Consider the following 25,764-nt stretch of genomic DNA (forward strand, 5'->3'; position numbering starts at 1 on the left):
GCTTGCCCGTAGCGAAGCGGAGGGTCGCAGACAGTGGGGTCGCCTTTCTTTGCTTACTTTCTTTGGCGAAGCAAAGAAAGTGAGTCGCCCGCCGGGGCGAGTCCCGGCCTCGGAAAACAAACCCACGGGGAGGCCCACAACATGCTGAGCCCAGGCCACCCCCACCCCCTAGGCGCAACACTCACGCAGCAAGGCGTCAACTTCGCCCTCACAGCGCCATCAGCCAGCAAAGTAGAACTCTGCCTCTTCGACAGCACAGGCAAGAGCGAACAACAGCGCCTTCCACTCCCAGAATGCACCGACGGCATCTGGCACGGCCTGCTTCCCAACGCAAGAGCCGGCCTGATCTACGGCTACCGAGTCCACGGCCCGTGGGCACCCCATGAGGGGAAGCGCTTCAACCCCGCCAAGCTCCTCCTCGACCCTTACGCCCGAGAAATCCTCGGCCACTACAACGGCAGCGACCTCTTCCTGGGCCACGCCCCCACAGACCCGACCCAACGCGACCACAGGGACAACGCCCCCATCGCCCTCAAGGCCCGCGTCACAGCACCCGCCAACGCCCCAAGAACAGCAGGCCAGGCTCACATCCCCCCCACCGACCGCGTCCTCTACGAACTCCACATCCGCAGCCTCACCCACCAGCACCCCGGCGTGCCCGAACCGCTAAGAGGCACCTACGCAGGCCTCGCAGAACCCGCCGTCCTCGACCACCTGCAACGCCTGGGCATCACCACCCTCAGCCTCATGCCCGTGCAGCACCGCGCCGACGAACAGCGCCTGCTCGCCAAGGGCCTGACCAACCACTGGGGCTACAACACCATCGGCTGGTTCGCCCCCGAGGCGCGTTTCTGGAGCGGCCGCCCCGGCACCACGCCCGCCAGCGAGTTCCGCGCCATGGCCGATGCGGTGCATGCGCGCGGCATGGAGCTGGTGATCGACGTGGTCTACAACCACAGCGCCGAAAGCGACGAACTCGGCCCCACGCTCTCGCTGCGCGGCATCGACAACGCCCTGTACTACCACCTGCGCCAAGACGACCGCGCCCTGTACGAGAACTGGGCCGGCACGGGCAACTGCCTGAACCTCGGCGAGCCGCGCGTGCTGCAGCTGGTGATGGACAGCCTGCGGTTCTGGGCCTGCGAGATGGGCGTCGACGGCTTCCGCTTCGACCTCGCCCCGGTGCTGGGCCGCGACACGCAGCGCGGCTTCGACGCGCGCGCGCCCTTCTTCGCGGCCATCGCGCAAGACCCGGTGCTGTCGCGCACGCTGCGCATCGCCGAGCCCTGGGACCTCGGCCCCGGCGGCTACCGGCTCGGCGAGTTCCCGCCCGGCTGGCTCGAATGGAACGACCGCTTCCGCGACACGCAACGCGGCTTCTGGCTGCGCCAGGGGCGCGAGGGCGCCGCCGGCCTGGGCGACTTCGCGCACCGCTTCACGGCCTCCAGCGCGAGCTTCGCACACGATGGCCGCGCACCGACCGCGAGCGTCAACTTCATCACCGCGCACGACGGCTTCACGCTGCGCGACCTCGTGAGCTACGAACAGCGCCACAACCTCGCCAACGGCGAAGACAACCGCGACGGCCATGCCCACAACCTGAGCACCAACTGCGGCGTCGAAGGCCCGAGCGACGACCCCGCCGTGCGCACGATGCGCGCGCGCCTGCAGCGCACGCTGCTCGCCACGCTGCTGCTGTCCCAGGGCACACCGATGCTGCTGGCCGGCGACGAGCTCGGCCACAGCCAGGGCGGCAACAACAACGCCTACTGCCAGGACAACGAGACCACCTGGCTCGGCTGGATCGGGCTGTCCGACCCGGCCAGCGAACGCGCGCGCCTGACGGCCTTCGTCGCGCGGCTCACCGCCCTGCGGCGCGAAGCGCCGGCGCTGCGCAGCGCGCGCTGGTGGCCGGCCGAACCTCCTGTCGACGCCCTACCGGGCCTGCGCTGGCTGCGCCCCGACGGCCAGCCGATGGCGCCGGCCGACTGGCACGCGGGCACGGCCCTTGCGATCCTGTTCGGGCATGCCGAGGACGCCTGGCTGGTGCTGGTGAATGCAGGCCCGGGCCCCGTCACCTTCACGCTGCCGAATGGAGACTGGCGCTGCTGCCTGGCGACCGATGCCGAAGACCCCGACGCCTTGCGCGCCGCGCCCCGCCCGCTGGGCCGCGCGGTGGAGGTGCCGGTTTCGAGCCTCTGGCTTGCAAGAACGTAGGAGCCAAGCCCACGGCGCAGTGCCAGACTCGGTGCGGACACTCTGAAGACGACGACGAACTCAACAAGCGAACGAACGAACGGAGACACAGATGGACAAGCTCAACACCCAGGGCACGCAAGCCCCGCAGCCCCCCCTGCAGGCCCATCAACTGGTCCGCCGCACCATCGCGCTGGTGCTGGCCGGCGGCCGGGGCTCCCGCCTCAAGCAGCTCACCGACCGGCGCGCCAAGCCGGCCGTGTACTTCGGGGGCAAGTTCCGCATCATCGACTTCGCGCTGTCCAACTGCCTGAACTCCGGCATCCGGCGCATGGCGGTGGTCACGCAGTACAAGTCGCACTCGCTCATGCGCCACCTGCAGCGCGGCTGGAGCTTCTTGCGCGCCGAGCTCAACGAGATGGTCGACGTGCTGCCCGCGCAGCAGCGCATGGGCGACGAGCACTGGTACCGCGGCACGGCCGACGCGGTGTTCCAGAACCTGGACATCATCCAGACCCGCTCCACGCCGCACGACTACGTGGTGGTGCTGGCCGGCGACCACATCTACAAGATGGACTACTCCATCATGCTCAAGGACCACGCCGAGCGCGGCCTGGGCTGCACGGTCGGCTGCATCGAGGTGCCGCGCCACGAGGGCACGGCCTTCGGCGTGATGGCGGTGGACGACGGCCGCCAGATCACCAGCTTCCTCGAGAAGCCCGCCGACCCGCCCGCCATGCCCGGCCACCCCGACCTGGCGCTGGCCAGCATGGGCATCTACATCTTCGACTCGGCCTACCTGTACCGGCTGCTCGAGGAAGACAACGCCAACCCCGACTCGAGCCACGACTTCGGCAAGGACATCATCCCGCGCGCCGTGGCCGAGGGCCGCGCGCTGGCGCATCCATTCAGCATGTCGTGCGTCACGCGCGCCTCGCGCGGGCCCGACGCCAAGGCCTACTGGCGCGACGTGGGCACGATTGATGCATTCTGGGCAGCCAACCTCGACCTGGCCTCGATCACCCCGGAGCTCGACATCTATGACACGGACTGGCCCATCTGGACCTACCAGCGGCAGCTGCCGCCGGCCAAGTTCGTGCTCGACCGCGAGGGCAAGCACGGCATGACGGTCAACACCATCGTCTCGGGCGGCTGCATCGTCTCGGGCTCGAAGATCAGCAGCGCGGTGCTGTTCTCGGGCGTGCGCATCCACTCCTTCTGCGAGATCAACGAGGCCGTGCTGCTGCCCGACGTGGAAGTGGGCCGCGGCTGCCGGCTCAACCGCGTGGTGATCGACCGCGCCTGCGTGATCCCCGACGACACGGTGATCGGCGAAGACGCCGAGGCCGACGCCGCGCGCTTCGAGCGCACGGAAACGGGCGTGGTGCTGGTCACGCGCGAAATGCTCAAGCGGCTCGCGCCGGACCCCGCGCCTGCGGCCGCCGCCTGATCGACCGCACCACCATGCGCATCCTCCAGGTCAGCGCCGAGCTGTTTCCCCTCCTGAAGACCGGCGGCCTGGCGGACATCGCCGGCGCCCTGCCCCTGGCGCTCATGGCCGCGGGGCAGGAGGCACGCGCGCTGCTGCCGGGCTTTCCCGCCATCGTGGCCGGCGTGCGCGACCTGGCGCCGGTGGCCGAGTTCGCCGCGCCCTGGGGCGAGCGCTTCGGCCTGCGCGCCGGGCACGTCGCCATCACCGGCGCGCCGCCGATTCCCACCTACGTGATCGACGCACCCGCGCTGTACGACCGGCCCGGCAATCCCTACGAAGACACCACGCGCCAGCCCTACGGCGACAACCACCGGCGCTTCGCGCTGCTGGGCTGGGCGGCGGCGCAGCTCGCGCAGGGGCTCGACCCCGGCTGGCGGCCCGACATCGTGCACGCGCACGACTGGCACGCGGCGCTCGCGCCCGCCTACCTGGCCTTCGCGCGGCGCGCGGACGGCCCGCGCACGGGCAGCGTGTTCACCGTGCACAACCTCGCCTACCAGGGCCTGTTCGCGCCGGGGCACTTCGCCGAACTCGGCCTGCCGGCGTCGGCCTTCCACATGAACGGGCTGGAGTACCACGGCCAGATCTCCTTCATGAAGGGCGGCCTGTGCTTCGCCGACCAGCTCACCACCGTGAGCCCGACCTACGCGCTGGAGATCCAGACGCCCGAGCAGGGCTGCGGCCTGGACGGCCTGCTGCGCCAGCGCGCCGGCGTGCTCAGCGGCATCCTCAACGCGGTCGACGACCAGGTCTGGGACCCGGCCACCGACGCCGCGCTCGTGCAGGGCTACCAGGCGCCCGAGGGCCGCCACATGGCCGGCAAGGCGCGTTGCAAGTCGGTGCTGCAGCGCCAGCTGGGGCTGGCCGAGCGCCCCGACGCGCCGCTGTTCATCGTGGTGAGCCGGCTCACCGAACAGAAGGGCCTGCACCTCGTGCTCGGAGGCCTCGACACGCTGCTCGCGCGGGGCGGCCAGCTGGCGCTGCTGGGCAGCGGCGAAGGCTGGCTCGAAGAGACCTTCCGCCAGCGCGCGGCGGCGGCGCCCGCCTCGGTGAGCGTCACCATCGGCTACGACGAGACGCTGGCGCACCAGCTCTTCGGCGCGGGCGACGTGACGCTCGTGCCTTCGCTGTTCGAGCCCTGCGGCCTCACGCAGATGTACGGCCTGAAGTACGGCAGCCTGCCGCTGGTGCGTCGCGTGGGCGGGCTGGCCGACACCGTCGTCGACTGCACGCTGGAAGACATGGCCAGCGGCGCCGCCACCGGTTTCGTGTTCGACCGCTTCGAGGACACCGACTACGACCGCGCCCTGCGCCGCGCCTTCGCGCTGTACGAGCGCGCCCCCGACTGGCGCCGCGTGCGCGGCAACGCCATGCGGCCCCCGGCCGACTGGGGCACGGCGGCCGCGCAGTACATCGATGTGTACCAACGGGCGCTGGCCTGAAGCCCCCGCCCCACACCCCACCACCCACTCCGGGAACGCCTCCATGACGATCAAGGACTTCGCCTACGACCACCCCGACCGCGACGTTGCCGCCTTCAAGCGCGCGGTGGCCAACAAGCTGATCTACGCCGTCGGCAAGGACCCCGTGGCCGCCAGCCAGGACGACTGGCTGCACGCCACCGCGCTGGCCGTGCGCGACCAGCTCGTCGAGCGCTGGATGACGACCACGCGCGCCAACTACGCGCAGGACCTCAAGCGCGTGTATTACCTCTCGATGGAGTTCCTCATCGGGCGCACCTTCACCAACGCGCTGCTCGCCGTCGACCTGTACGGCACCGTGCGCGAAGCGCTGGCCGACTTCGGCGTCGACATGGCGGCGCTGGCCGAGCGCGAGCCCGATGCGGCGCTCGGCAACGGCGGCCTCGGGCGGCTCGCGGCCTGCTTTCTCGATTCGATGGCCACGCTCGGCGTGCCCGGCATGGGCTACGGCATCCGCTACGAGTACGGCATGTTCCGCCAGCGCATCGTCGACGGCCAGCAGGTCGAAACGCCCGACTACTGGCTCACGCGCGGCAACCCATGGGAGTTCCAGCGGCCCGAGGTGAACTACCGCGTGCGCTTCGGCGGCCACGTGCAAAAGCGCGAAGGCAAGAACGCGCCCTACGGCGCGGCCGACTGGGTCGACACGCACGACGTGCTGGCCGTGGCCTACGACACCATCATTCCCGGCTACGGCACGCAGGCCACCAACACCTTGCGGCTGTGGTCGGCGCGCGCCACCGAGGAGATCGACCTGTCGGCCTTCAACCGCGGCAACTACATGGCGGCGGTGGAGAGCAAGAACCACTCCGAGAACGTCTCGCGCGTGCTCTACCCCGACGACTCCACGCCCTCGGGCCGCGAGCTGCGGCTGCACCAGGAATACTTCTTCTGCAGCGCCAGCGTGCAGGACCTGCTGCGCCGCTACCTGCGCAACCACACGAGCTTCGAGCAGCTGTCGGAAAAGGTCAGCATCCACCTGAACGACACGCACCCGGTGCTCGCCGTGCCCGAGCTCATGCGCCTGCTGCTCGACGAGCATGGCCTGGCGTGGGACGTGGCCTGGGCGCACACGCAGAAGGTGTTCAGCTACACCAATCACACGCTGATGCACGAGGCCCTGGAAACCTGGCCGGTCGAGATGCTGGGCCGCATCCTGCCGCGCCACCTGCAGATCCTGTACGACATCAACGCGAAGTTCCTGGCCGCCGTGACGCAGACGCACGGCCAGGACGTCGAGCTGGTGCGCCGCCTCTCGCTGATCGACGAGACCGGCGAACGCCGCGTGCGCATGGCCTACGTGGCGGTGCTCGCGAGCCATTCGGTGAACGGCGTGTCGGGGTTGCACTCGGAGCTGATGAAGCAGTCGATCTTTGCCGACTTCGCGAAGATCTTTCCCGAGCGCTTCAACAACAAGACCAACGGCGTCACGCCGCGCCGCTGGCTCGCCCAGGCCAACCCACCGCTGGCCGCGCTGCTCGACCAGCGCATCGGCAAGGGCTGGCGGCGCGACCTGTCGCAGCTCGAAGCGCTGCGCCCGATGGTCGCGCAGCCCGCCTTCGTGCGCGCCTTTCGCCATGCCAAGCGCGAGAACAAGCTGCGGCTGGCCAACTGGGTCGGCGAGCACCTGAAGCTCGACCTGGACACCGACGCGATGTTCGACGTGCAGGTCAAGCGCATCCACGAGTACAAGCGGCAGCTGCTCAACGTGCTGCACGTGATCGCGCGGTACCACCGCATCCTCGATGCGCAGGCCAGCGGCACGCCGGTCGACATCGTGCCGCGCGTGGTCGTGTTCGCGGGCAAGGCGGCCTCGGCCTATGCGATGGCCAAGCAGGTGATCCGGCTCATCAACGACGTGGCGGCCACCGTGAACGCCGACGCGCGCGTGGGCAAGCTGCTGAAGGTGGTGTTCCTGCCGAACTACAGCGTGAGCCTGGCCGAGATCATCATGCCGGCGGCCGACCTGTCAGAGCAGATTTCCACCGCAGGCACGGAAGCCTCGGGCACCGGCAACATGAAGTTCGCGCTCAACGGCGCGCTCACCATCGGCACGCTCGACGGCGCCAATGTCGAGATGCGCGAGAACGTCGGCCCCGAGAACATCTTCATCTTCGGCCACACCACGCCCGAGGTGGCCGACATCCGCGCCCGCGGCTACCAGCCGCGCGAGATCTACGAGGAGAACGCCGAACTCAAGCGCGTGCTCGACGCGATTCGCGATGGCGCGTTCTCGCCGGGCGAGCCGGCGCGCTACCAGGGCATCTACGACGCGCTCGTGAACTGGGGCGACCACTACCTGCTGCTGGCCGACTACGCGAGCTATGTCGCGAAGCAGGCCGAGGTCGATGCGCTGTACCGCGACGCGGAGGCATGGACGCGCATGGCGATCCTCAACGTGGCGGGAATGGGGGCGTTCTCGTCGGATCGGACGATCGCGGAGTACGCGCATGAGATCTGGCACACCAAGCCGGTGATGCTCGGCTGAGGCGAGCGGGCCGGGCCCGCAAGATCAGCGCGTTTTGGCGGGGGCCGCCTCGGCCTCGGTGACAAAGCCGATGCGGCTCAGCCCGGCCTTGTTCGCGATGCCCATGAGCGCCACCACCTTGCCGTAGGGCACGGTCTGGTCGGCGCGCAACTGCACCTCGGTGTCCTTGCTGTCGGCGGCGGCCTTTTCGAGCTGGGCGGTCAGCTCTTCATCGGTCACCGGCTTGTCGTTCAGGAAGACCTTGCCCGACGCATCGACCGACAGGCTCACGAACTTCGGCGTGTCGTTGGGCTGGCCCGCGTCGGTCTGCGGCAGGTCGAGCTTGATCGAGCTGGCCATCAGCGGCGCGGTGATGATGAAGATCACCAGCAGCACCAGCATCACGTCGACCAGCGGCGTGACGTTGATGTCGGACAGCGGACGCTGCCCGCCCGCGCCCATGGCCCGCCCGCCGCCTGCGGCGCTGCTGCCCAGTGAGGTGCGTCCGAAGGCCATGGTGTGCGTGGCGCCTTAAACGGGCATCGGCCGCGCCGGCGGCGGTGCGGCGGGTGCCGGCGCTTCGCCGAAGCTGCCGAGCAGGTCGTGCGCGAAGCCTTCGAGCTCGGCCTCGACGCGGCCCACGACACGGCCGAACACGTTGTAGGCCAGCACGGCCGGAATGGCGACCGCGAGGCCGAAGGCCGTCATGACAAGCGCCTCGCCGACCGGCCCGGCCACCTTGTCGATGGTGAAGCCGCCGGTCTGGCCCGCGATGCCCGCCAGGGCACCGTAGATGCCCCAGACGGTGCCGAGCAGACCGACGAAGGGCGCGGTGGCGCCGACGGTGGCCAGCAGGATCTGCCCGGCCTGCAGGCGCCGCAGCGCGCCGTGCAGCGCACCGCGCAGCACGCGCGTGAGGCGCTGGTTGCGGTCGACCGTGGCGCCCAGCGTGCCGCCGGGCGCTTCGGTGGCGGCCTGGCGCAGCGCGGCCACAGCGGGGCGCACGAGTTCGGCGCGGTCGAAGGCCTGGAGCTTCTGCTCGGCCTCGACCAGGGTGGCCGACTGCCAGAACGCCGCGATGCTGCGCAGCACGTCGCGCGTGCCGCCGCGCAACAGCCAGGCTTTCCAGAGGATCACGACCCAGCTGGCGATCGACATCGCGAGCAGCAGCGCGGCCACCGAACGGCTGACGCCGTCACCGTGGGTCAGCAGTTCGAGCACGCTCATTCGCGTCGTCCTTTGTTGGCCGCGATGCTTAACGCAGACCCAGCACGTCGAACATGTCGTACAGGCCGTTGCGCTGGCCGCTCAGGAAGCGCACCGCACGCAGCGCGCCTTGCGCGTAGGTCACGCGGCTGGACGACTTGTGGGAGATTTCGATGCGCTCGCCGATGCCCGCGAACAGCACGGTGTGGTCGCCCACGATGTCGCCGCCGCGGATGGTGGCGAAGCCGATGGTCGACGGGTCGCGCTCGCCCGTGATGCCTTCGCGGCCGTACACGGCGCAGTCCTTGAGGTCGCGGCCCAGCGCGTCGGCGATCACCTCGCCCATCTTGAGCGCGGTGCCCGAGGGCGCGTCGACCTTGAAGCGGTGGTGGGCCTCGACGATCTCGATGTCGTAGCCGGTGGCCATGGCGCGGGCGGCCATGTCGAGCAGCTTGAGCGTGACGTTGACGCCCACGCTCATGTTGGGCGCCATCATGATGGCGATGTCTTTCGCGATCTCGGCGATCTCGGCCTTCTGCGCGTCGCTGAAGCCGGTGGTGCCGATCACGGCCTGCACGCCCAGCTCGCGGCACACGGCCAGGTGCGCCATCGTGCCTTCGGGGCGGGTGAAGTCGATCATCACCTGGGCGTCCTGCAGGCCGGTGCGCAGGTCGGCCACGATGGGCACGCCGCTGGTGAAGCCCAGGAAGGCCGCAGCATCGGCGCCGAGGGCGGCGCTGCCTGCGATGTCGAGCGCGCCGGCCAGGCGGCAGTCGGGCGCGTTGCGCACGGCTTCGATGAGCATGTGGCCCATGCGGCCCGAGGCGCCGGCGATCGCCACCCGGCGCAGCGCGGGAGCGGAGGAAGAAGAATCGGAGGTGGGGGTGATGGTCGGTTCAGTCACGGGGATTCGGTCATTGAAAAGTCCCTACGGGAGCCATGGACACCGACGAAAGCCACCCCACCGGTCCGGCGGGCACCGCCCACAGGAGGGGTGGCCGCCGCCGGAGCCCTGCCGCGCACGCTCAGCGCGCGGCTTCGAGCGGGGGGTAGGCGGCCGGCAGCGCGGGCATGGGGGCTGCCGGGGTGCCGGTGATGTCGGCTTTCTTGTCGGCCTTGGGCGCGAATTTCTTGAGCTCTTCTTCGGTGGCCTCGAGCTGCGGCACCTTGCCGCTCTTGCGGCGGGTGTCGAGCGTGGCGACGAACTCTTCTTCGCTGGGCATTTCATCGCCCTCGAAGCGGTCCATGAGTTCACCGTTGAAGAACACGGTCAGGCGGCGCTCCTGCGGATCGACGCCCTGGCGGCGGATCGTGAAGACGTAGTCCCAGCGGTTGGCATGGAAGACGTCGTTCAGCAGCGAGGTGCCGAGGATCTCGCGCACCTGCTGGCGCGACATGCCGGGCTTGAGTGCCGCGACCTGTTCCTTCGACACGAAATTGCCCTGCACCACTTCGACTTTGTAGGGGGTGACGGCAGACAGCGCGCCACGCGTGCGTTCGCTGAAACCGCTGCAGGCACCGAGGGCGAGCGTCGCCGCAATGGCAGCAACCAGCAACCAGGGCCGGCGTTGGAGGATGGCAGGCATGGGAGAAGAGGGGGTAGCGATATGATCGAACATTGTAGCGGCCGAGCCTGAAGGCCCGGCCTCAGCCCAGGGCGCAGGAACCATCATGGCCAACATCGACGAACTCAAGAACACCGGCCTCAAGGCCACCTTGCCGCGACTGAAGATCCTCGAGATCTTCCAGACCGGCAGCCAGCGGCACATGACCGCGGAAGACGTCTTCCGCGTGCTGCTCAACGAACACTCCGACATCGGCCTGGCCACCGTGTACCGCGTGCTCACGCAGTTCGAGCAGGCCGGCATCCTGGAGCGCAGCCACTTCGAAAGCGGCAAGGCGGTCTACGAACTGAACGAAGGCACGCACCACGACCACCTGGTCTGCACCTCGTGCGGCAAGGTCGAGGAGTTCTACGACGCCGAGATCGAGCGGCGCCAGCAGATGATCGCCAAGGACAAGGGCTGGTTCCTGCAGGACCACGCCATGTCGCTGTACGGCCTGTGCGGCGACTGCGTCAAGAAGCGCTGACGCTGAAGACCTGCTGAAGCAGAAAGCGGCCCTTCACTTTGAAGGGCTTTTTTCTTTGCTCAGTCCGGATCGCGCCCGCTCTCCATCGCCTTGTGGTGGCGCGCCACGAAGTCGGCATAGGTGTCGATGCCGCGCAGCTGCAGGATCGAGTTGCGCACCGCGGCTTCCACCAGCACGGCGATGTTGCGCCCCGCCACCACCTGGATGATGACCTTGCGCACCGGGATGCCCAGCACGTCCTGCGTGAGCGGCGCCGAGGGCATGCGCTCGTAGTCGCGCTCGAAGCTGTCGCGGCGCACGAGGTGCACGATGAGCTTCAGGCGCATCTTCCGGCGCACGGCCGTCTCGCCGAAGATCGCGCGGATGTCCAGGAGGCCGATGCCGCGCACCTCCAGCAGGTTCAGCAGCAGGTCGGGGCAGCGGCCCTCGATGGTGTTCTGGTTGATGCGGTACAGGTCGACCGCGTCGTCGGCCACCAGGCCGTTGCCGCGCGAGATCAGCTCCAGGCCGAGCTCGCTCTTGCCCAGGCCCGACTCGCCCGTGATCATCACGCCCATGCCCAGGATGTCCATGAACACGCCGTGCATCGAGGTGCGCTCGGCGAAGTGCTTGGACAGGTAGGCGCGCAGCAGGTCGATCACGAAGGCCGACGACTCGCGCGTGGCAAACAGCGGCAGCTGGGCGCGCTCGCAGATCGACAGCAGCTCGTCGGGCGCGGCCTGGCCGTCGGCCAGCACCAGCATCGGCGGCTCCAGCGTGACGATGCGGCCGATGCGGCGCACGCAGTCTTCCTTGCTGCCGCGCGTGAGGTAGGCCACCTCGCGCGCGCCGAGGATCTGCACGCGGTACGGGTGGATGTAGTTCAGGTAGCCGACCAGGTCGGCGGCCGACTGCGCGCGGCTGATGACGTCGGGGTCGAACTGGCGCTCCGAGGCGCCCAGGCCCGCGAGCCATTCCCAGCGGAGCGACCCGCGGAACTCCTCGAACATGGCATCGGCGCTGATGACGGTCGGCTTCATGCGTGCGGCGGCCGGCGCGGGGCGCCGGCATTCTGGTCAGGATGGAGGGAGAGAAAAGCGTCGCCGCAGCTTATCAGCAGCAGCGGCAGGCCCGGCACGGGCGCTCAGGCGACCTGGGTCGACTGCCAGCCGGCGATGAGGCCGTGCAGCGCGGCGGCGTCGGTGCTGGACTTGATCTGCTCGCGCAGGCCGGCGTCGCTCAGCAGCTCGGCAATTTCGGACAGGATCTCGAGGTGCTTCTGCGTGGCCGCTTCGGGCACCAGCAGGAAGATCAGCAGCGCCACGGGCTGCTCGTCGGGGGCGTCGAAGCCGATGGGGTTCGCCAGCTGGAACACCGCGGCCATCGGCGCCTTGAGGCCCTTGATGCGGCCATGGGGAATGGCCACCCCGTGGCCCAGGCCGGTGGAGCCGAGGCGCTCGCGCGCAAACAGGCTGTCGGTGATGAGGGCACGGCCCAGACCGTGAAGGCTCTCGAACAGCAGGCCGGCTTCTTCGAAAGCACGTTTCTTGCTGGTGGCGTCAACGCTCACGAGCACTTGAGCGGGCGGCAGGATGGACGCGAGGCGATTCATGGTGGGGTCAGAGCGGGGGCGATTATGCACCTCCTCGGTAAAAACCCCCAGTCCCCCTAATTACTTTCGTCTACATGTGTTGCCGTGAGGCGTCGCTTCCTCTGGAGGCCCTTGCAAAGCCCCACCAATGTGGTCGGACAAACAAAAGGCCGCCCGAAGGCGGCCTGAGATGCGGGGCGCGGGGCCCGGCGTTTACATCACGCGCTTGGGCGCCACGTGATGGTGGTCCTGCAGGCGATCCTTGTGGCGGACCACCTGGCGGTCGAGCTTGTCGACCAGCTCATCAACCGCGGCGTACAGATCAGCGTGGCTCGATTCCGCGAACATGTCATTGCCCTTGACGTGAATGTTGCACTCCGCCCTTTGGCGGCGTTCCTTTTCCTTCTGCTTTTCCACCGTGAGGATCACCTTGACATCGACCACCTGGTCGAAATGTCGCGTGATCCGGTCCAGCTTGCTCGTGACGTAGGTGCGCAAGGCAGGTGTGACGTCGAGGTGATGACCGCTGATCGTCAAATTCATGAATGACCTCCTGAGAATTGACGGTTGGGGAAATGACCGCGCTCCGGGATGAAGCGTGGCCGGCGAAACAGGTGAGGTTGGGAGAGAGGGAGAGAAGAGGAAGGGAGATGAAGAAAGGGGGCGGTCGGATTCACTATGCCCAAGCTGTCACGGTATTGCAATACCGGGGCTTGCCCGAGTGACGGGCCGGTGTATTGCATGCCCTAATCCGCTATTGATTCCATAGCTGCCCCCGTGCAGTGGCATGCCGTTGCGGCACATTGGAAGCAAGTGTTTCCATGTGCAGCGCGCAGTGCCCCTCCCGCCCGAAGGGCCGGCCCGCTCAGCGCCAGGCGGCGCGCATGCGGTTGCGCAGGTCGATCACCGCGGCCGGTGGCGGCACGGCGGGCGGCAGCACCGGCGGCGGCGGCCAGGTCTGCAGCTCGAAGCCCGCCAGGTCGGACTCCGTGATGAAGCGGGTGCGGTTGGCGTACAGGTGCCGGTCGCCACGCGCCGCCTGCTGCGTGATGTGGAAGCGCTGCGGCATCACCAGGTGCAGGTGATCGCGGGCCCGCGTCATCGCCACGTAGAGCAGGCGCCGTTCTTCTTCCAGCTCGTGCGCGCCCTGCGCCACGTCGGCCGGCATGCAGCCGTCGACCACGTTGATGACGTGCACCGAGTTCCACTCCTGCCCCTTGGCCGAATGGATGGTCGACAGGATCAGGTAGTCCTCGTCGAGCGAGGGCGGGCCGGGCCGGTCGCTCGTGGCCTCGGGCGGGTCGAGCGTGAGCTCGGTGAGAAAGCGTTCGCGCGAGCCATAGCCGGCCGCCAGCCGCGCCAGCTGCTCGACGTCGGCACGCCGCACGCCCGAGGTGTCTTCGTACAGCCGCTCCAGGTGCGGCTGGTACCACTGCATGGCCACCTCGACGTCGGCCGGCCACTGCAGCGACGGCGCGCGCAAGGCGGCATAGGCCTGGGCGAAGTCGGCCCACTGTTCACGCGCGGCCGACGGCGGCACGAAGTCGCGCACGGCCGCGGCGGGGTCGGCCGCCTGGTCCATCGCGTCGAGCAGGCGCGTGCCGGTGGCCGGGCCCACGCCGGGAATGAGCTGCGTGACCCGGAAGCCCGCCATGCGCCCGCGCGGGTTCTGCGCGAAACGCAGCACGGCGAGCAGGTCCTTCACATGCGAGGCCTCGAGGAACTTGAGCCCGCCGAACTTCACGAACGGGATGTTGCGCCGCGCCAGTTCCAGCTCGAGCGCCGCGCTGTGCGACGAGGTGCGAAACAGCACCGCCTGCGACTTCAGCGCCAGCCCGCCTTCGCGGTGCGCCAGGATCTTGTCGGCCACCCAGCGCGCCTGCCCGGCCTCGTCGGGCACGAGCACCAGCACCGGCTTGCCGGCCGAGGGCTTGTCGGTCCAAAGCGTCTTGGCGTGCCGCTCGGCGGCCTGCGCGATGACGCGGTTCGACACGTCGAGGATTGGCTGCGTCGAGCGGTAGTTGCGCTCCAACGTGACGATGCGCGCGGCCTGCGAGAACTGCGACGGAAAGTCGAGGATGTTGCGCACCGTGGCGCCGCGGAACGAGTAGATCGACTGCGCGTCGTCGCCCACCACCGTCACGCCGCGCCCGTCGGGCTTCATCGCGCGCAGGATCTCCGCCTGCAGCAGGTTGGTGTCCTGGTACTCGTCGACCAGCACGTGGTCGAAGCGCGCGCCGACGTGCGCGGCCAGCGCGGGCTCGGCGACCATCTCGGCCCAGTAGAGCAGCAGGTCGTCGTAGTCGAGCACGTTCTGCTGCTGCTTGGCCTCGACGTAGGCGCCGAACAGCGTCTTGAGCTGGGCCTCCCACTCGGCGCACCAGGGAAAGCTGTCCTTCAGCACGGCGGCCAGCGGCGCGCGCGTGTTCACGCAGCGCGAGTAGATCGACAGGCAGGTGCCCTTGCGCGGAAAGCGGTTGACCGTGGACGACAGGCCCAGCTCGTGCCGCACCAGCCCCATGAGGTCTTCGGCGTCGCCGCGGTCGTGGATGGTGAAGTTCTCGTCCAACCCGATCTGCGCGGCGTACTCGCGCAGCAGTCGCGCGCCGATGCCGTGGAAGGTGCCGGCCCAGGGCAGCGCGGGCGGGCGCTCCGACTTCAGCCCCAGCACACGCGCCAGCACCTGGCCCGCGCGGCGCTCCATTTCCTGCGCGGCGCGGCGCGAGAAGGTGAGCAGCAGCAGGCGCTGCGGATCGACCCCGTCCGCGATCAGGTGTGCCACGCGGTGCGCCAGCGTGCTGGTCTTGCCCGAGCCGGCGCCGGCGATCACGAGCAGCGGCCGGTGGTCGGCGCCGACTGCCGTGCCCACGCCGTGCTCGACCGCCGCGCGCTGGTCGTCGTTGAGCGCGGCGAGCGCCGCGGCCAGGCGCTCGGCTTGCGTCTTCGGCGGGGTGGAAAGAACGGGGGACGCAGGGGTCTGCATGGGCACGACTTTACTGTATGTCCGTCCAGTTCGCGTGCCTTGTCGCCCTGTGGCCGGTGACATAATCGCGCCTCGCTGCAACCGGAGACTCCCCTTGGAAACCGCCCCGTCTCGGCAGCTTTCAACTCCCTGGCGACGCTGCGCGTGATGTACTGACGCCGGGTCCGCGGGAATTGAAAGCGCCCCGCCCTCGCCCATCGTTCAGTCACCCCCGGGAGTGAGCCCATGCTCAACATCTTTACGCTCGCCAACGGCCGCCTCGTCCAGGAAGAGATCGAGTCGCTCGAAGAGCTCTCCAAGTTCCAGCCGATCTGGGTCGACCTCGAGTCGCCCACGCTCGAGGAAAAGCGCTGGATCAAGCAGTACTACGGCCTCTCGATTCCCGAAGACGCGATGGACGAGGACATCGAGGAATCGGCCCGCTTCTACGAGGAAGACAACGGCGAACTGCACATCCGCTCCGACTTCCTGATCGACGACGACGAAGACCCGCGCACGGTGCGCGTCGCCTTCATCCTGAACCAGCACAACACCGACCTGCGCAGCCGCGGCGTGCTGTTCTCGATCCACGACGAAGACGTGCCCGTGTTCCGCCTGCTGCGCATGCGCGCACGCCGCGCGCCGGGGCTGATCGAAGACGCCAAGGAAGTGATGCTCAAGCTCTTCGACGCCGACGCCGAGTACTCGGCCGACACGCTGGAGAACATCTACGACGAGCTCGAGGTGGCGGGCAAGAAGGTGCTGTCGGGCAACGTCAGCGACGAGCTGGCCGGCGAGGTGCTCGGCGCCATCGCGCGCCAGGAAGACTTGAACGGCCGCATCCGTCGCAACGTGATGGACACGCGCCGCGCCGTGAGCTTCATGATGCGCAGCAAGATGCTCAACGCCGAGCAGTTCGAGGAGGCGCGGCAGATCCTGCGCGACATCGAGTCGCTGGACAACCACACGGCCTTCCTCTTCGACAAGATCAACTTCCTGATGGATGCGACCGTCGGTTTCATCAACATCAACCAGAACAAGACCATCAAGATCTTCTCGGTGGCCAGCGTCGCGCTGCTGCCGCCCACGCTGATCGCGAGCATCTACGGCATGAACTTCAAGTTCATGCCCGAGCTCGACTGGGCCATGGGCTACCCCTACGCCATCGCGCTGATGGCCGCGAGCGCGCTGGTGCCGATGTGGTACTTCCGCCGGCGCGGCTGGCTCAAATAACGCCGCACAGCGGGTGCTAGAGTGGCTGTCGGCAGGCAGCTGCCCCTGGAGAGCCCCGTGCGCAGACTTCGTTTCCTCACCAACCGCCACCGCGCGCCGTCGACGAACACCGCGCTCGGACTGCTGCTGGCCTTCAACGCCGGCGCCATCAACGCGGGCGGCTTCCTCGTGCTGCACATGTACACCTCGCACATGACCGGCTTCGCCTCGCAGCTGGCGGACGGCATGGTGCTGGGCAACCTCACGCTGCTGCTGAACGCGCTGGGCGCGATCCTGGCGTTCGTGAGCGGCGCCGCGGTCTGCGCGGTGCTGGTGAACTGGGCACGGCAGCACCGGCTGCATGGCGTGTACGCGCTGCCCCTGCTGCTGGAGGCCGCGCTGATGTTCCCGTTCGGGCTCGCCGGCGCCATCACGCTGACCTGGGCCACGCCGTTCGCGGTGCCGCTCACGGTGCTGCTGCTGTCGTTCATCATGGGCCTGCAGAACGCCGTGGCGTCGAAGACCTCGGGCGGCAGCACGCGCACCACCCACATGACCGGCAACATCACCGACGTGGGGATCGAGCTGGGCAAGATGCTCTACTGGAACCGGCGCGCGCCATCCACACCGCTGCCGGTGCGCCACGACCGCAGCCGGCTGCGCCGCTGCGGCGGCCTGGTCGCCATGTTCGTGCTCGGCGGCGCCGTGGGCGCGCTGGGCTTCAAGCACGTGGGATTCATCTGCGTCGTGCCGCTGGCCGCGCTGCTGCTGGCGCTATCGATCCCGCCGCTGCTGCGCGACCTGCCGCAGCTGCGCCGGCTCGCGCCGTAGGCGGGTTCTTCAGGCCGCGTCGCGCGGCAGGGAGGCGAGCCAGGCGTCGACGAGCGCGAGGCTGTAGCGGCTCGCCACCTCGGCCACGAAGCGCGTGAAGTCACCGTGCGCAGCATCGTCGGCGCGGTCCGAGATGGTCCGCAGCGCCGCGAAGGGCACGCCGTAGTCGTGGCAGGCCTGCGCCATGGCCGCTCCCTCCATCTCGACGGCGAGCGCGTCGGGCAGCGAGCGCTGCAGGGCCCCACACTCCGCGGTGGTCGACACGAAACGGTCGCCGCTGATCAGCAGGCCCCGATGCACCTTCGGTGAACGCAGATGGAACTCATCGACCGCCTTCTGCCCCACCAGGCCCACCGGATCGCGCAGCGTGCCTTCGGCCACCGCCGCCAGCGCATCGCCGATGGCCGCATCGGCCGCGAAGCGCGAACGCCCCATCAGCGGCACCTCGTATTTCGGAAAGATCGGCGAGGCGTCCATGTCGTGCTGCAGCAGCTCGGTCGCCACGACCACGTCGCCGACGTTCACGTCCGGCGCCAGCCCGCCCGCCACGCCCGTGAACACGATCGCCCGCACGCCGAAGCGCTCGAGCAGCACCGTGGCCGTGAGCGCCGCCGCGACCTTGCCGATGCGCGACAGCACCGCGACCACGGGTTGGCCCTGCAGGTGGCCGACCCAGAAGTCGCGGCCGGCCACGCGCACGCGCTGCTCGTCGGGCATGCGCGCGAGGAGCGCACTGAGCTCCTCGTGCATGGCCGCGACGATGGCGATGGGCGCAGCGACCACGGCTTACTTGATGTCCACGCCGTAGAAGGTGTGGCGGCCGAACGGACTCAATTTGAAGTCGACCACCTCCTTGCGCACCGGCTTCAGCTGCACCGCGTGCGCGATGGTGAACCACGGCGCCTGCTCCTTGAAGATGACCTGCGCCTTCTTGTAGAGCGCGTCGCGCTCCGACTGCTTGGTCGCGCTCTTGGCCTTCACCACGAGGTCTTCGTAGGGCTGGTAGCAGAACTTCGAGATGTTGCTGCCACTGGCCGACTTGGCCGAGGCGCAGCCCAGCAGGGTGTACATGAAGTTGTCCGGGTCGCCGTTGTCGCCGGTCCAGCCCAGCATGCCCATCTGGTGCTCGCCGGCCTGCAGGCGCTTGCGGTACTCGCCCCACTCGAAGCTCTTGATCTCGGCCTTGACGTTGATCTTGGCCAGGTCGGCCTGCATCAGCTCGGCGATGCGCTTGGCGTTCGGGTTGTACGGGCGCTGCACCGGCATGGCCCACAGGTCAGTGCTGAAGCCGTCGGGGAAGCCGGCCTGCGCCAGCAGCTTCTTGGCGGCTTCGGGGTCGTACGGGTCGTCCTTCACGGCATCGTTGTAGGACCACAGCGTCGGCGGAATCGGGTTCTTCGCGGCCACGCCGGTCGTGAGGTACACGCCGTCGATGATGGCCTTCTTGTTGATCGCCATGTTGATGGCCTTGCGCACGCGCACGTCGTCGAAGGGCTTCTTCGTCGTGTTGTACGAGAGGTAGCCCACGTTCAGGCCGGGCTGCTCCAGCACCTGCACGTTCGGGTCCTTGCGGATCGCGTCGAGGTCGGCCGGGTTCGGGTACGGCATGACGTGGCACTCGCCCTTTTGCAGCTTGGCCCAGCGCACCGAGGCATCGGGCGTGATTGCGAACACGAGGTCGTCGATCTTGGCCTTGCCGCCCCAGTACTGCGGGAAGGCCTTGAAGCGGATGATCGCGTCCTTCTGGTACTGCACGAGGTAGAACGGGCCGGTGCCGACCGGGTCCTGGTCGACCTTCTCGGGCGTGCCGGCCTTGAGCATCGCGATGGCGTACTCCTTCGACTGGATGCCCGCGTACTGCATCGCCAGGTTCGCGAGGAACGGTGCTTCGGCCTGGTTGAGCGTGATCTTCACCGTGTGGTCGTCGATGCGGTCCACCGACTTCAAGAGCTTGGGCATGCCCATGTCGTTGAAGTAGGAGTGGTTCTGGCTCGTGACCTTGAAGAAGGGGTCGCTCTCCTTCCATTGGCGCTCGAGCATGAAGATGAAGTCGTCGGCGTTGAAGTCGCGCGTGGGCTTGAAGCTCTTGCTCGTGGTGTGCCACTTCACGCCCTTGCGCAGGTGGAAGGTGTACACGGTGCCGTCGGCCGAGATGTCCCATTTTTCGGCCAGCCCCGGCATCACCTTGGTGCCGCCGCGCTCGAACTCGACGATGGTGTTGTAGACCTGCGTGGTCACGTCGAACGACGTGCCGGTGGTGTTCATGCCCGGATAGAAGTTTTCCGGGCTTCCTTCGGAGCAGTACACCAACGTCTTGGCTGACACGGCGCTGCAGGCCAGGGTAAGGGCCGTGAGCGCTGCCGGTGCCAGGAGCGCCAGCTTTTGTGAGCGGCGCGAAACGGAGGACTGGGTCTTCATGGGGACTCCTCGAGACAGGGTTGAAAAAATCGCCGCGTCCTCAGGACGCGGCGAGCACGGGACCATCGGCGCGCACGGCCGGCGCGCCATCGAGAAACTGCTCGGCGTAGTGACAGGCCACCAGCCGCTCGTCGAGCGCGCGCAGCGCGGGGCGCTCCTCGCGGCAGCGCGGCTGCACGTGCGGGCAGCGCGTGCTGAAGACGCAGCCCGAAGGCGGATTCAACGGCGACGGCAGCTCGCCCTTGAGCACGATGCGCTGGCTGCTCAGGCCCGGCGTCGAGGCCAGCAGCGCCTGCGTGTAGGGATGCAGCGGCCGCGCGAAGATGCGCGACTTGGGGCCCTGCTCCACCGCATGGCCCAGGTACATCACGAGCACGTCGTGCGCGATGTGGCGCACCACGCCCAGGTCGTGCGAGATGAAGAGGTAGGCCAGGCCCAGCTCGGCCTGCAGGTCGGCCAGCAGGTTCAGCACCTGAGCCTGGATCGACACGTCGAGCGCCGACACCGGCTCGTCGGCCACCAGCAGGCGCGGCGACAGCATGAGCGCGCGCGCAATGGCGATGCGCTGGCGCTGGCCGCCCGAGAACATGTGCGGGTAGCGGTTGGCGTACTCGGGGCGCAGGCCGACGCGGGCCAGCATCTCGCGTGCTTTTTCGGCACGCTCCGGCTTGCTCAGCGTGGTGTTGATGGCCAACGGGTCTTCGAGCACCGCCGAGATCTTCTTGCGCGGGTTGAGCGAGCCGTACGGGTTCTGGAACACCAGCTGCACCGCCTGGCGCAGCTCGCGCTTGCGTTCATGCGGCGGGCTCACCGCATCGGCGCCGATCAGCGTCAGCTGCCCGGCCGTGGGTTTCTCGATCAGCGCGACCATGCGCGCGAGCGTCGACTTGCCACAGCCCGATTCGCCCACCACCGCGAGCGTGCGCCCGCGTTCGAGGCGAAACGAGATGTCGCCCACGGCGCGCAGCTGCGCCGGCGCGCGGAACAGCCCGCGCCGCACGGCGTAGGTGCGCTGCAGGTTGCGCGCCTCGGCGACGATCTCCGGTGGCGATGCGTCGCTCATGGCAGCACCTCCGCGACGGCGGCGCGCGGCGGGTCGTGCGCAATGGCTTCGGCGCGCCCCGGCTCGCCGAGCGGAAAGTGGCAGCGCACCTCGGCGCCCTGCCACGCACGCAGCGCCGGTCGCACCTGGCAGGCGCGCTCGGTGACGTAGCCGCAGCGCGGCGCGAACAGGCAGCCCGCGGGCCGGTCGTGCACGCCGGGCACCACGCCGCTGATGGTGGCGAGCCGGCCCTCGGGCGCGGCGCGCTCGGGCAGCGCCGCAAGCAGCGCCTCGGTGTAGGGATGCTGCGGCGATGCGAAGAGGCGGTCGACGCGCTGGTGCTCCATCACCTGCCCCGCGTACATCACGGCGATGCGCTGCGCCATCTCGCTGACCACGCCCATGTTGTGCGTGATGAGCACCAGCGCCATGCCGCGCTCCTTCTGCAGGTCGCGCAGCAGGTCGAGGATCTGCGCCTGGATGGTCACGTCGAGCGCGGTGGTCGGCTCGTCGGCGATCAACAGGCGCGGGTTGCAGGCGATGGCCATGGCGATCATCACGCGCTGGTTCATGCCGCCCGAGAGCTGGTGCGGGTAGCTGCCCAGGCGCGACGAGGCGGCGGGGATGCCGACCTGTTCGAGCAGTTCGGTCGCGCGCTTCTTCGCTTCGCGCTTGTCGAGCTTCAGGTGCAGGCGCAGCGTTTCCATCAGCTGGAAGCCGATGGTGAAGCAGGGGTTGAGGCTGGTGGTCGGCTCCTGGAAGATCATCGCGACCTCCTTGCCGACCAGCGTGCGGCGCGCCTTGTCGGAGATGCCGAGCAAGTCCTTGCCCGCAAAGCGCATGTGGTCCGCGCGCACGCGGCCCGGGAAGCCGACGAGGCCCATGAGCGCCATCATCGTGACGCTCTTGCCCGAGCCCGATTCGCCGACGATGCCGAGCACCTCGCCTTCTTCGAGCGTGAGGCTCACGCCGTCGACGGCGTGCAGCACGCCGCCCTGCGTGGGGAACTCGACGTGCAGGTCCTTGATGTCCAGCAAAGGCATCTGTGCTCTCCTTTGCGTCAGCGCTTGAGCTTCGGGTCGAGCGCATCGCGCAGCCCGTCGCCCAGCAGGTTGAAGGCCAGCACGGCCGCAAGGATGGCGAGTCCCGGGAAGGTCACGACCCACCACGCGCGCAGCACGAACTCGCGCGCATCGGCCAGCATCGTTCCCCACTCGGGCGACGGCGGCTGTGCGCCCAGGCCGATGAAGCCGAGCGCCGCCGCATCGAGGATGGCGGTCGAGACACCCAGTGAGGCCTGCACGATCAGCGGCGCCGAACAGTTGGGCAGCACCTCGCGGAACATCAGGCGCAGCGTGCTGGCGCCGCTCACGCGCGCCGCGGTCACGTAGTCGCGCGAGACCTCGGCGATGACCGTGGCGCGCGTGATGCGCACATAGTGCGGCAGCACCACGATGGCCACCGCGAGCATGGCATTGACGAGCCCCGGCCCGAGGATCGCGACGATCACGATGGCCATCAGCAGGCTGGGCATCGTGAGGATGATGTCCATCATCCGCATGATCGCGATCTCCAGCGCGCCGCGGAAGAATCCGGCGACGAGCCCGAGCACCACGCCCACCACCACCGACAGCGCCACCACCGCGACGCCGATCGACAGCGACAGCCGCGCGCCGTGCATGAGCCGCGACAGGATGTCGCGTCCGATGGCGTCCGTTCCCAGCAGGTAGGTCCACGAGCCGCCTTCCTGCCAGGCCGGCGGCTTGAGGAACGCGGCGGCGTTGGTTTCGTTCGGCGCATGCGGCGCGATCCACGGTGCGAACAGCGCCACCAGCAGCAGCACCACGATGGTGACGAGACCGATGACCGCGCCCCGGTTCGCCGAGAAGGCGGTCCAGAACTCGCGCCAGGGACCGGGAGGCGCCGAGGCCTGCGAGCTGGGGGGAACTGCGTGGGTGTTGCTCGTCATCGACTCAGTGCCTGATCCGCGGGTTGATGACGCCGTAGGCGATGTCCACCAGCAGGTTCAGCAGCATCACGATGCCGCCCAGCAACAGCATGCCGCCCTGCAGCACCGGGTAATCGCGCCGCCCGATGGCCTCGATGAGCCACTTGCCGACACCGGGCCAGGAGAAGATGGTCTCGGTCAGGATCGCGCCGGTGAAGAGCACGCCGATCTGCAGGCCGATCACCGTGACGACCGGGATCAGCGCGTTGCGCAGCGCATGCAGGCCCACCACGCGAAAGCGCGACAGGCCCTTGGCGCGCGCGGTGCGGATGTAGTCCTCGCCCAGCACCTCAAGCATGGCCGAGCGCGTCATGCGCGCGATGACGGCCAGCGGCACGGTGCCCAGCACGATGGCCGGAAGAATGAGGTGGTGCAGCGCCGACCAGAAGGCCTCGGTCTCGCCGGCGCGCAGCGCGTCGATCAGCAGGAAGCCGGTCTGCGGCTCGACGAAGTACTGCACCGAGATGCGGCCCGACACCGGCGTCCAGCCCAGCTGCACCGAGAAGAACAGGATGAGCAGCAGGCCCCACCAGAAGATCGGCATCGAGTAGCCGGTGAGCGACGTGGCCATCACGCCGTGGTCGAAGATGGAGTTGCGCCGCACCGCCGCGAGAATGCCGGCCGGCAGCCCCAGCAGCAGCGCGAAGAGAATCGCGCACACGCCGAGCTCGACGGTGGCCGGAAAGAGCGCGAGGAACTCGCTCATCACCGTGTCCTGCGTGATGAGCGACTTGCCCAGGTCGCCCTGCAGCACGCGGCCGATGTAGATGCCGTATTGCACGAGCAGGGGCTTGTCCAGGCCCATGGCGGTGCGCAGTTCGGCGTGGCGCGCGGGGTCGATCCCGCGCTCGCCGGCCATCGTCTCGATGGGGTCACCCGGCACCAGCCGGATGAGAAAGAAGGCCAGCAGCGTCATGCCGATGAAGGTCGGCACGAGCAAGCCTAGGCGAACGTAAATGAATCTGAGCATCGACCCGCGAATATGCAAGATCGATGCCCCGGCCCCACCCGGGCGGAACCCTTACTACTTCTTGCTATCCCGCAGCTCGCGCCGCAGGATCTTGCCCACCGGGGTCTTGGGCATGTCGGTGCGGAACTCGATCACGCGCGGCTGCTTGTAGCCCGTGAGGTTGGCGCGGCAGTACTCGCGCACCTGCGCTTCGGTGAGCGACTCGTCCTTCTTGACGATGACGAGCTTCACGGCCTCGCCGGTCTTCTCGTCGGGCACGCCGACCGCGGCGCATTCGAGCACGCCGGGCAGCATCGCCACCACGTCCTCGATCTCGTTCGGGTACACGTTGAAGCCCGACACCAGGATCATGTCCTTCTTGCGGTCGACCACCTTGAAGTAGCCGCGCTCGTCGACCACGCCGATGTCGCCGCTCTTGAAGTAGCCGTCGGGCGTCATGACCTTGGCGGTCTCGTCGGGGCGCTGCCAGTAGCCGGCCATGACCTGCGGGCCCTTGATGGCGATCTCGCCGCGCTCGCCGGTGGGCACCTCGTTGCCGTCGTCGTCCAGCAGCTTGAGCCAGGTGCTCGGCAGCGGCAGGCCGATGGTGCCGGTGTAGGCCGTGCTGTTGGTCGGGTTGCAGGTGGTCGAGGGCGAGGTTTCCGAGAGGCCGTAGCCTTCGCAGATGGGGCAGCCGGTCTTCTCGAGCCAGAGCTTGGCCACTGCGGCCTGCACCGCCATGCCACCACCGACCGAGACCTTCAGGTTCTTCCAGTTGACGGTGTTGAAGTCGGGGTGGTTCGCCAGCCCGTTGAACAGCGTGTTGACGGCCGGGAAGCTGTGGATGGTGTGCTTGGACAGTTCCTTGAGCACGCCGGGAATGTCGCGCGGGTTCGGGATCAGGATCAGCTTGCCGCCCGTGCGCATGCTCAGCATCATGCCGACCGTGAACGCGAAGATGTGATACAGCGGCAGCGCGCACACGCTGGTGGGCTGCTCGTTGGCCGGCACCTTGGCCATGACGGGCTCGTTCCAGGCCTCGGACTGCAGCACGTTGGCGATCACGTTGCGATGCAGCAGCACCGCGCCCTTGGACACGCCGGTGGTGCCGCCGGTGTACTGCAGCACGGCCACGTCGTCGGGGCCGGTGGCCACGGGCTTGAGCGAACCGCCCGCGCCCTTGTCGAGCGCATCGTTGAAGCGCACGGCGCCCGGCAGGCTGAAGTGCGGCACCAGCTTCTTGACGTTGCGCACCACGTAGTTGACCAGCGCGCCCTTCAGGAAGCCGAGCCGGTCGCCCATGGAGGCCAGCACGATGTGCTTGATGGGCGTGCTCGCGATGCACTGCTGCAGCGTGGTGCCGAAGTTCTCCATGATGACGATCGCCTTGGCGCCCGAGTCCTTGAGCTGGTGCTCGAGTTCGCGCGGCGTGTACAGCGGGTTCACGTTCACCAGGATCAGGCCGGCGCGCAGGATGGCGGCCACCGCGATCGGGTACTGCGGGCAGTTGGGCATCATCGCGGCGACGCGGTCGCCCTTCACGAGGCCCAGGCCCTGCAGGTAGGCCGCGAAGGCCTTGCTGAGCTTGTCGGTCTCGCCGTAGCTCACGTCCTTGCCCATGAAGCTGTAGGCCGTGCGGTCGGCGTACTTGGTGAAGCTCTCCTCCATGAGCGCCACCAGCGACGGGTAGTGCGACGCGTCGATGTCGGCGGGCACGCCTTGCGGGTAGCTGCTGAGCCAGGGGCGTTCGGTCATGGATGTGTCTCCTCGGAGTCGGATGAGTTTTTAAAAACGAAAACGGCGCACGTGAGGCGCCGCGACGATCAGGCCCGCATCGCG

General features: G+C 68.5%; 22 protein-coding genes. 7 read left to right on the forward strand and 15 right to left on the reverse strand.

Annotation, left to right across the window (positions count from 1 at the left end):
• The first annotated feature begins 141 nt into the window (after positions 1–141).
• The 4 genes from glgX to AC07XP_RS04060 all read left to right on the forward strand — a co-directional run bounded on the left by glgX (position 142) and on the right by AC07XP_RS04060 (position 7,657).
• Positions 142–2,217 carry a glycogen debranching protein GlgX gene (gene glgX, locus AC07XP_RS04045; protein ID WP_495263874.1) on the forward strand — a complete coding sequence of 692 codons (2,076 nt, stop codon included), beginning with the start codon at positions 142–144 and terminating at the stop codon, positions 2,215–2,217.
• Between the two features lie 91 nt (positions 2,218–2,308).
• Complete coding sequence (gene glgC, locus AC07XP_RS04050; RefSeq protein WP_495263875.1) at positions 2,309–3,646, forward strand: glucose-1-phosphate adenylyltransferase; 1,338 nt, start codon at positions 2,309–2,311, stop codon at positions 3,644–3,646.
• Positions 3,647–3,660: 14 nt separating this feature from the next.
• Positions 3,661–5,130, forward strand: a complete 1,470-nt coding sequence (glgA, locus tag AC07XP_RS04055; protein ID WP_495263876.1) for a glycogen synthase GlgA — start codon at positions 3,661–3,663, stop codon at positions 5,128–5,130.
• A gap of 43 nt (positions 5,131–5,173) precedes the next feature.
• Positions 5,174–7,657 carry a glycogen/starch/alpha-glucan phosphorylase gene (locus AC07XP_RS04060; protein WP_495263877.1) on the forward strand — a complete coding sequence of 828 codons (2,484 nt, stop codon included), beginning with the start codon at positions 5,174–5,176 and terminating at the stop codon, positions 7,655–7,657.
• A gap of 24 nt (positions 7,658–7,681) precedes the next feature.
• On the opposite strand, the gene AC07XP_RS04065 is transcribed toward AC07XP_RS04060, so the two are convergent.
• From AC07XP_RS04065 to AC07XP_RS04080, 4 genes are all read right to left on the reverse strand, one after another.
• On the reverse strand, positions 7,682–8,152 hold the full coding sequence (locus AC07XP_RS04065; protein WP_062481048.1) for an ExbD/TolR family protein: 471 nt from the start codon (positions 8,150–8,152) through the stop codon (positions 7,682–7,684).
• Positions 8,153–8,167: 15 nt separating this feature from the next.
• The gene (locus AC07XP_RS04070; RefSeq protein WP_095743304.1) at positions 8,168–8,863 is read right to left on the reverse strand and encodes a MotA/TolQ/ExbB proton channel family protein; all 696 of its coding nucleotides are present in this window, start codon (positions 8,861–8,863) and stop codon (positions 8,168–8,170) included.
• Positions 8,864–8,891: 28 nt separating this feature from the next.
• Positions 8,892–9,692 (reverse strand): 4-hydroxy-tetrahydrodipicolinate reductase, encoded by an 801-nt coding sequence (gene dapB / locus AC07XP_RS04075; RefSeq protein WP_139702236.1) that lies wholly within the window; start codon positions 9,690–9,692, stop codon positions 8,892–8,894.
• Between the two features lie 175 nt (positions 9,693–9,867).
• Entirely contained in the window at positions 9,868–10,428 is a 561-nt protein-coding gene (locus AC07XP_RS04080; protein WP_495263878.1) for an outer membrane protein assembly factor BamE, read from the reverse strand.
• A gap of 85 nt (positions 10,429–10,513) precedes the next feature.
• Here AC07XP_RS04080 and fur point away from each other — a divergent pair, with 85 nt between their 5' ends.
• Positions 10,514–10,933, forward strand: coding sequence for a ferric iron uptake transcriptional regulator (fur, locus tag AC07XP_RS04085; protein ID WP_495263879.1), 420 nt, complete (start codon positions 10,514–10,516; stop codon positions 10,931–10,933).
• A gap of 59 nt (positions 10,934–10,992) precedes the next feature.
• On the opposite strand, the gene hprK is transcribed toward fur, so the two are convergent.
• The 4 genes from hprK to AC07XP_RS04105 form a co-directional block, all read right to left on the reverse strand.
• Entirely contained in the window at positions 10,993–11,952 is a 960-nt protein-coding gene (gene hprK, locus AC07XP_RS04090) for an HPr(Ser) kinase/phosphatase (protein WP_062481041.1), read from the reverse strand.
• A gap of 104 nt (positions 11,953–12,056) precedes the next feature.
• Complete coding sequence (locus tag AC07XP_RS04095) at positions 12,057–12,524, reverse strand: PTS sugar transporter subunit IIA (protein ID WP_042581318.1); 468 nt, start codon at positions 12,522–12,524, stop codon at positions 12,057–12,059.
• Positions 12,525–12,716: 192 nt separating this feature from the next.
• Positions 12,717–13,046 carry a ribosome hibernation-promoting factor, HPF/YfiA family gene (gene hpf, locus AC07XP_RS04100; RefSeq protein WP_013538898.1) on the reverse strand — a complete coding sequence of 110 codons (330 nt, stop codon included), beginning with the start codon at positions 13,044–13,046 and terminating at the stop codon, positions 12,717–12,719.
• A 322-nt stretch (positions 13,047–13,368) separates the two neighbouring features.
• Positions 13,369–15,486 carry an ATP-dependent helicase gene (locus AC07XP_RS04105; RefSeq protein ID WP_495263880.1) on the reverse strand — a complete coding sequence of 706 codons (2,118 nt, stop codon included), beginning with the start codon at positions 15,484–15,486 and terminating at the stop codon, positions 13,369–13,371.
• A 225-nt stretch (positions 15,487–15,711) separates the two neighbouring features.
• Here AC07XP_RS04105 and corA point away from each other — a divergent pair, with 225 nt between their 5' ends.
• Complete coding sequence (gene corA, locus AC07XP_RS04110; RefSeq protein WP_056584267.1) at positions 15,712–16,698, forward strand: magnesium/cobalt transporter CorA; 987 nt, start codon at positions 15,712–15,714, stop codon at positions 16,696–16,698.
• Between the two features lie 57 nt (positions 16,699–16,755).
• Positions 16,756–17,508, forward strand: a complete 753-nt coding sequence (locus AC07XP_RS04115) for a YoaK family protein (RefSeq protein ID WP_062481040.1) — start codon at positions 16,756–16,758, stop codon at positions 17,506–17,508.
• 9 nt (positions 17,509–17,517) lie between these two features.
• On the opposite strand, the gene AC07XP_RS04120 is transcribed toward AC07XP_RS04115, so the two are convergent.
• From AC07XP_RS04120 to AC07XP_RS04150, 7 genes are read right to left on the reverse strand one after another with little or no spacing between them, the layout of a single operon-like run.
• Positions 17,518–18,258 carry a 5'-methylthioadenosine/adenosylhomocysteine nucleosidase gene (locus tag AC07XP_RS04120; RefSeq protein WP_495263994.1) on the reverse strand — a complete coding sequence of 247 codons (741 nt, stop codon included), beginning with the start codon at positions 18,256–18,258 and terminating at the stop codon, positions 17,518–17,520.
• Positions 18,259–18,294: 36 nt separating this feature from the next.
• Positions 18,295–19,926, reverse strand: coding sequence for an ABC transporter substrate-binding protein (locus AC07XP_RS04125; protein ID WP_495263881.1), 1,632 nt, complete (start codon positions 19,924–19,926; stop codon positions 18,295–18,297).
• 40 nt (positions 19,927–19,966) lie between these two features.
• The gene (locus AC07XP_RS04130) at positions 19,967–20,989 is read right to left on the reverse strand and encodes a peptide ABC transporter ATP-binding protein (RefSeq protein ID WP_495263882.1); all 1,023 of its coding nucleotides are present in this window, start codon (positions 20,987–20,989) and stop codon (positions 19,967–19,969) included.
• The gene (locus AC07XP_RS04135) at positions 20,986–22,011 is read right to left on the reverse strand and encodes an ABC transporter ATP-binding protein (protein ID WP_307636116.1); all 1,026 of its coding nucleotides are present in this window, start codon (positions 22,009–22,011) and stop codon (positions 20,986–20,988) included. The genes AC07XP_RS04130 and AC07XP_RS04135 overlap by 4 nt, the downstream gene beginning before the upstream one ends.
• Before the next feature lie 17 nt (positions 22,012–22,028).
• Positions 22,029–22,937 carry an ABC transporter permease subunit gene (locus tag AC07XP_RS04140; protein WP_493195452.1) on the reverse strand — a complete coding sequence of 303 codons (909 nt, stop codon included), beginning with the start codon at positions 22,935–22,937 and terminating at the stop codon, positions 22,029–22,031.
• 4 nt (positions 22,938–22,941) lie between these two features.
• Positions 22,942–23,946 (reverse strand): ABC transporter permease subunit, encoded by a 1,005-nt coding sequence (locus AC07XP_RS04145; RefSeq protein ID WP_095743299.1) that lies wholly within the window; start codon positions 23,944–23,946, stop codon positions 22,942–22,944.
• 54 nt (positions 23,947–24,000) lie between these two features.
• Positions 24,001–25,680 (reverse strand): long-chain-fatty-acid--CoA ligase, encoded by a 1,680-nt coding sequence (locus AC07XP_RS04150; RefSeq protein WP_062481514.1) that lies wholly within the window; start codon positions 25,678–25,680, stop codon positions 24,001–24,003.
• Positions 25,681–25,764 lie beyond the last annotated feature (84 nt).

The sequence above is a fragment of the Variovorax sp. GW531-E2 genome (genome assembly GCF_059423125.1).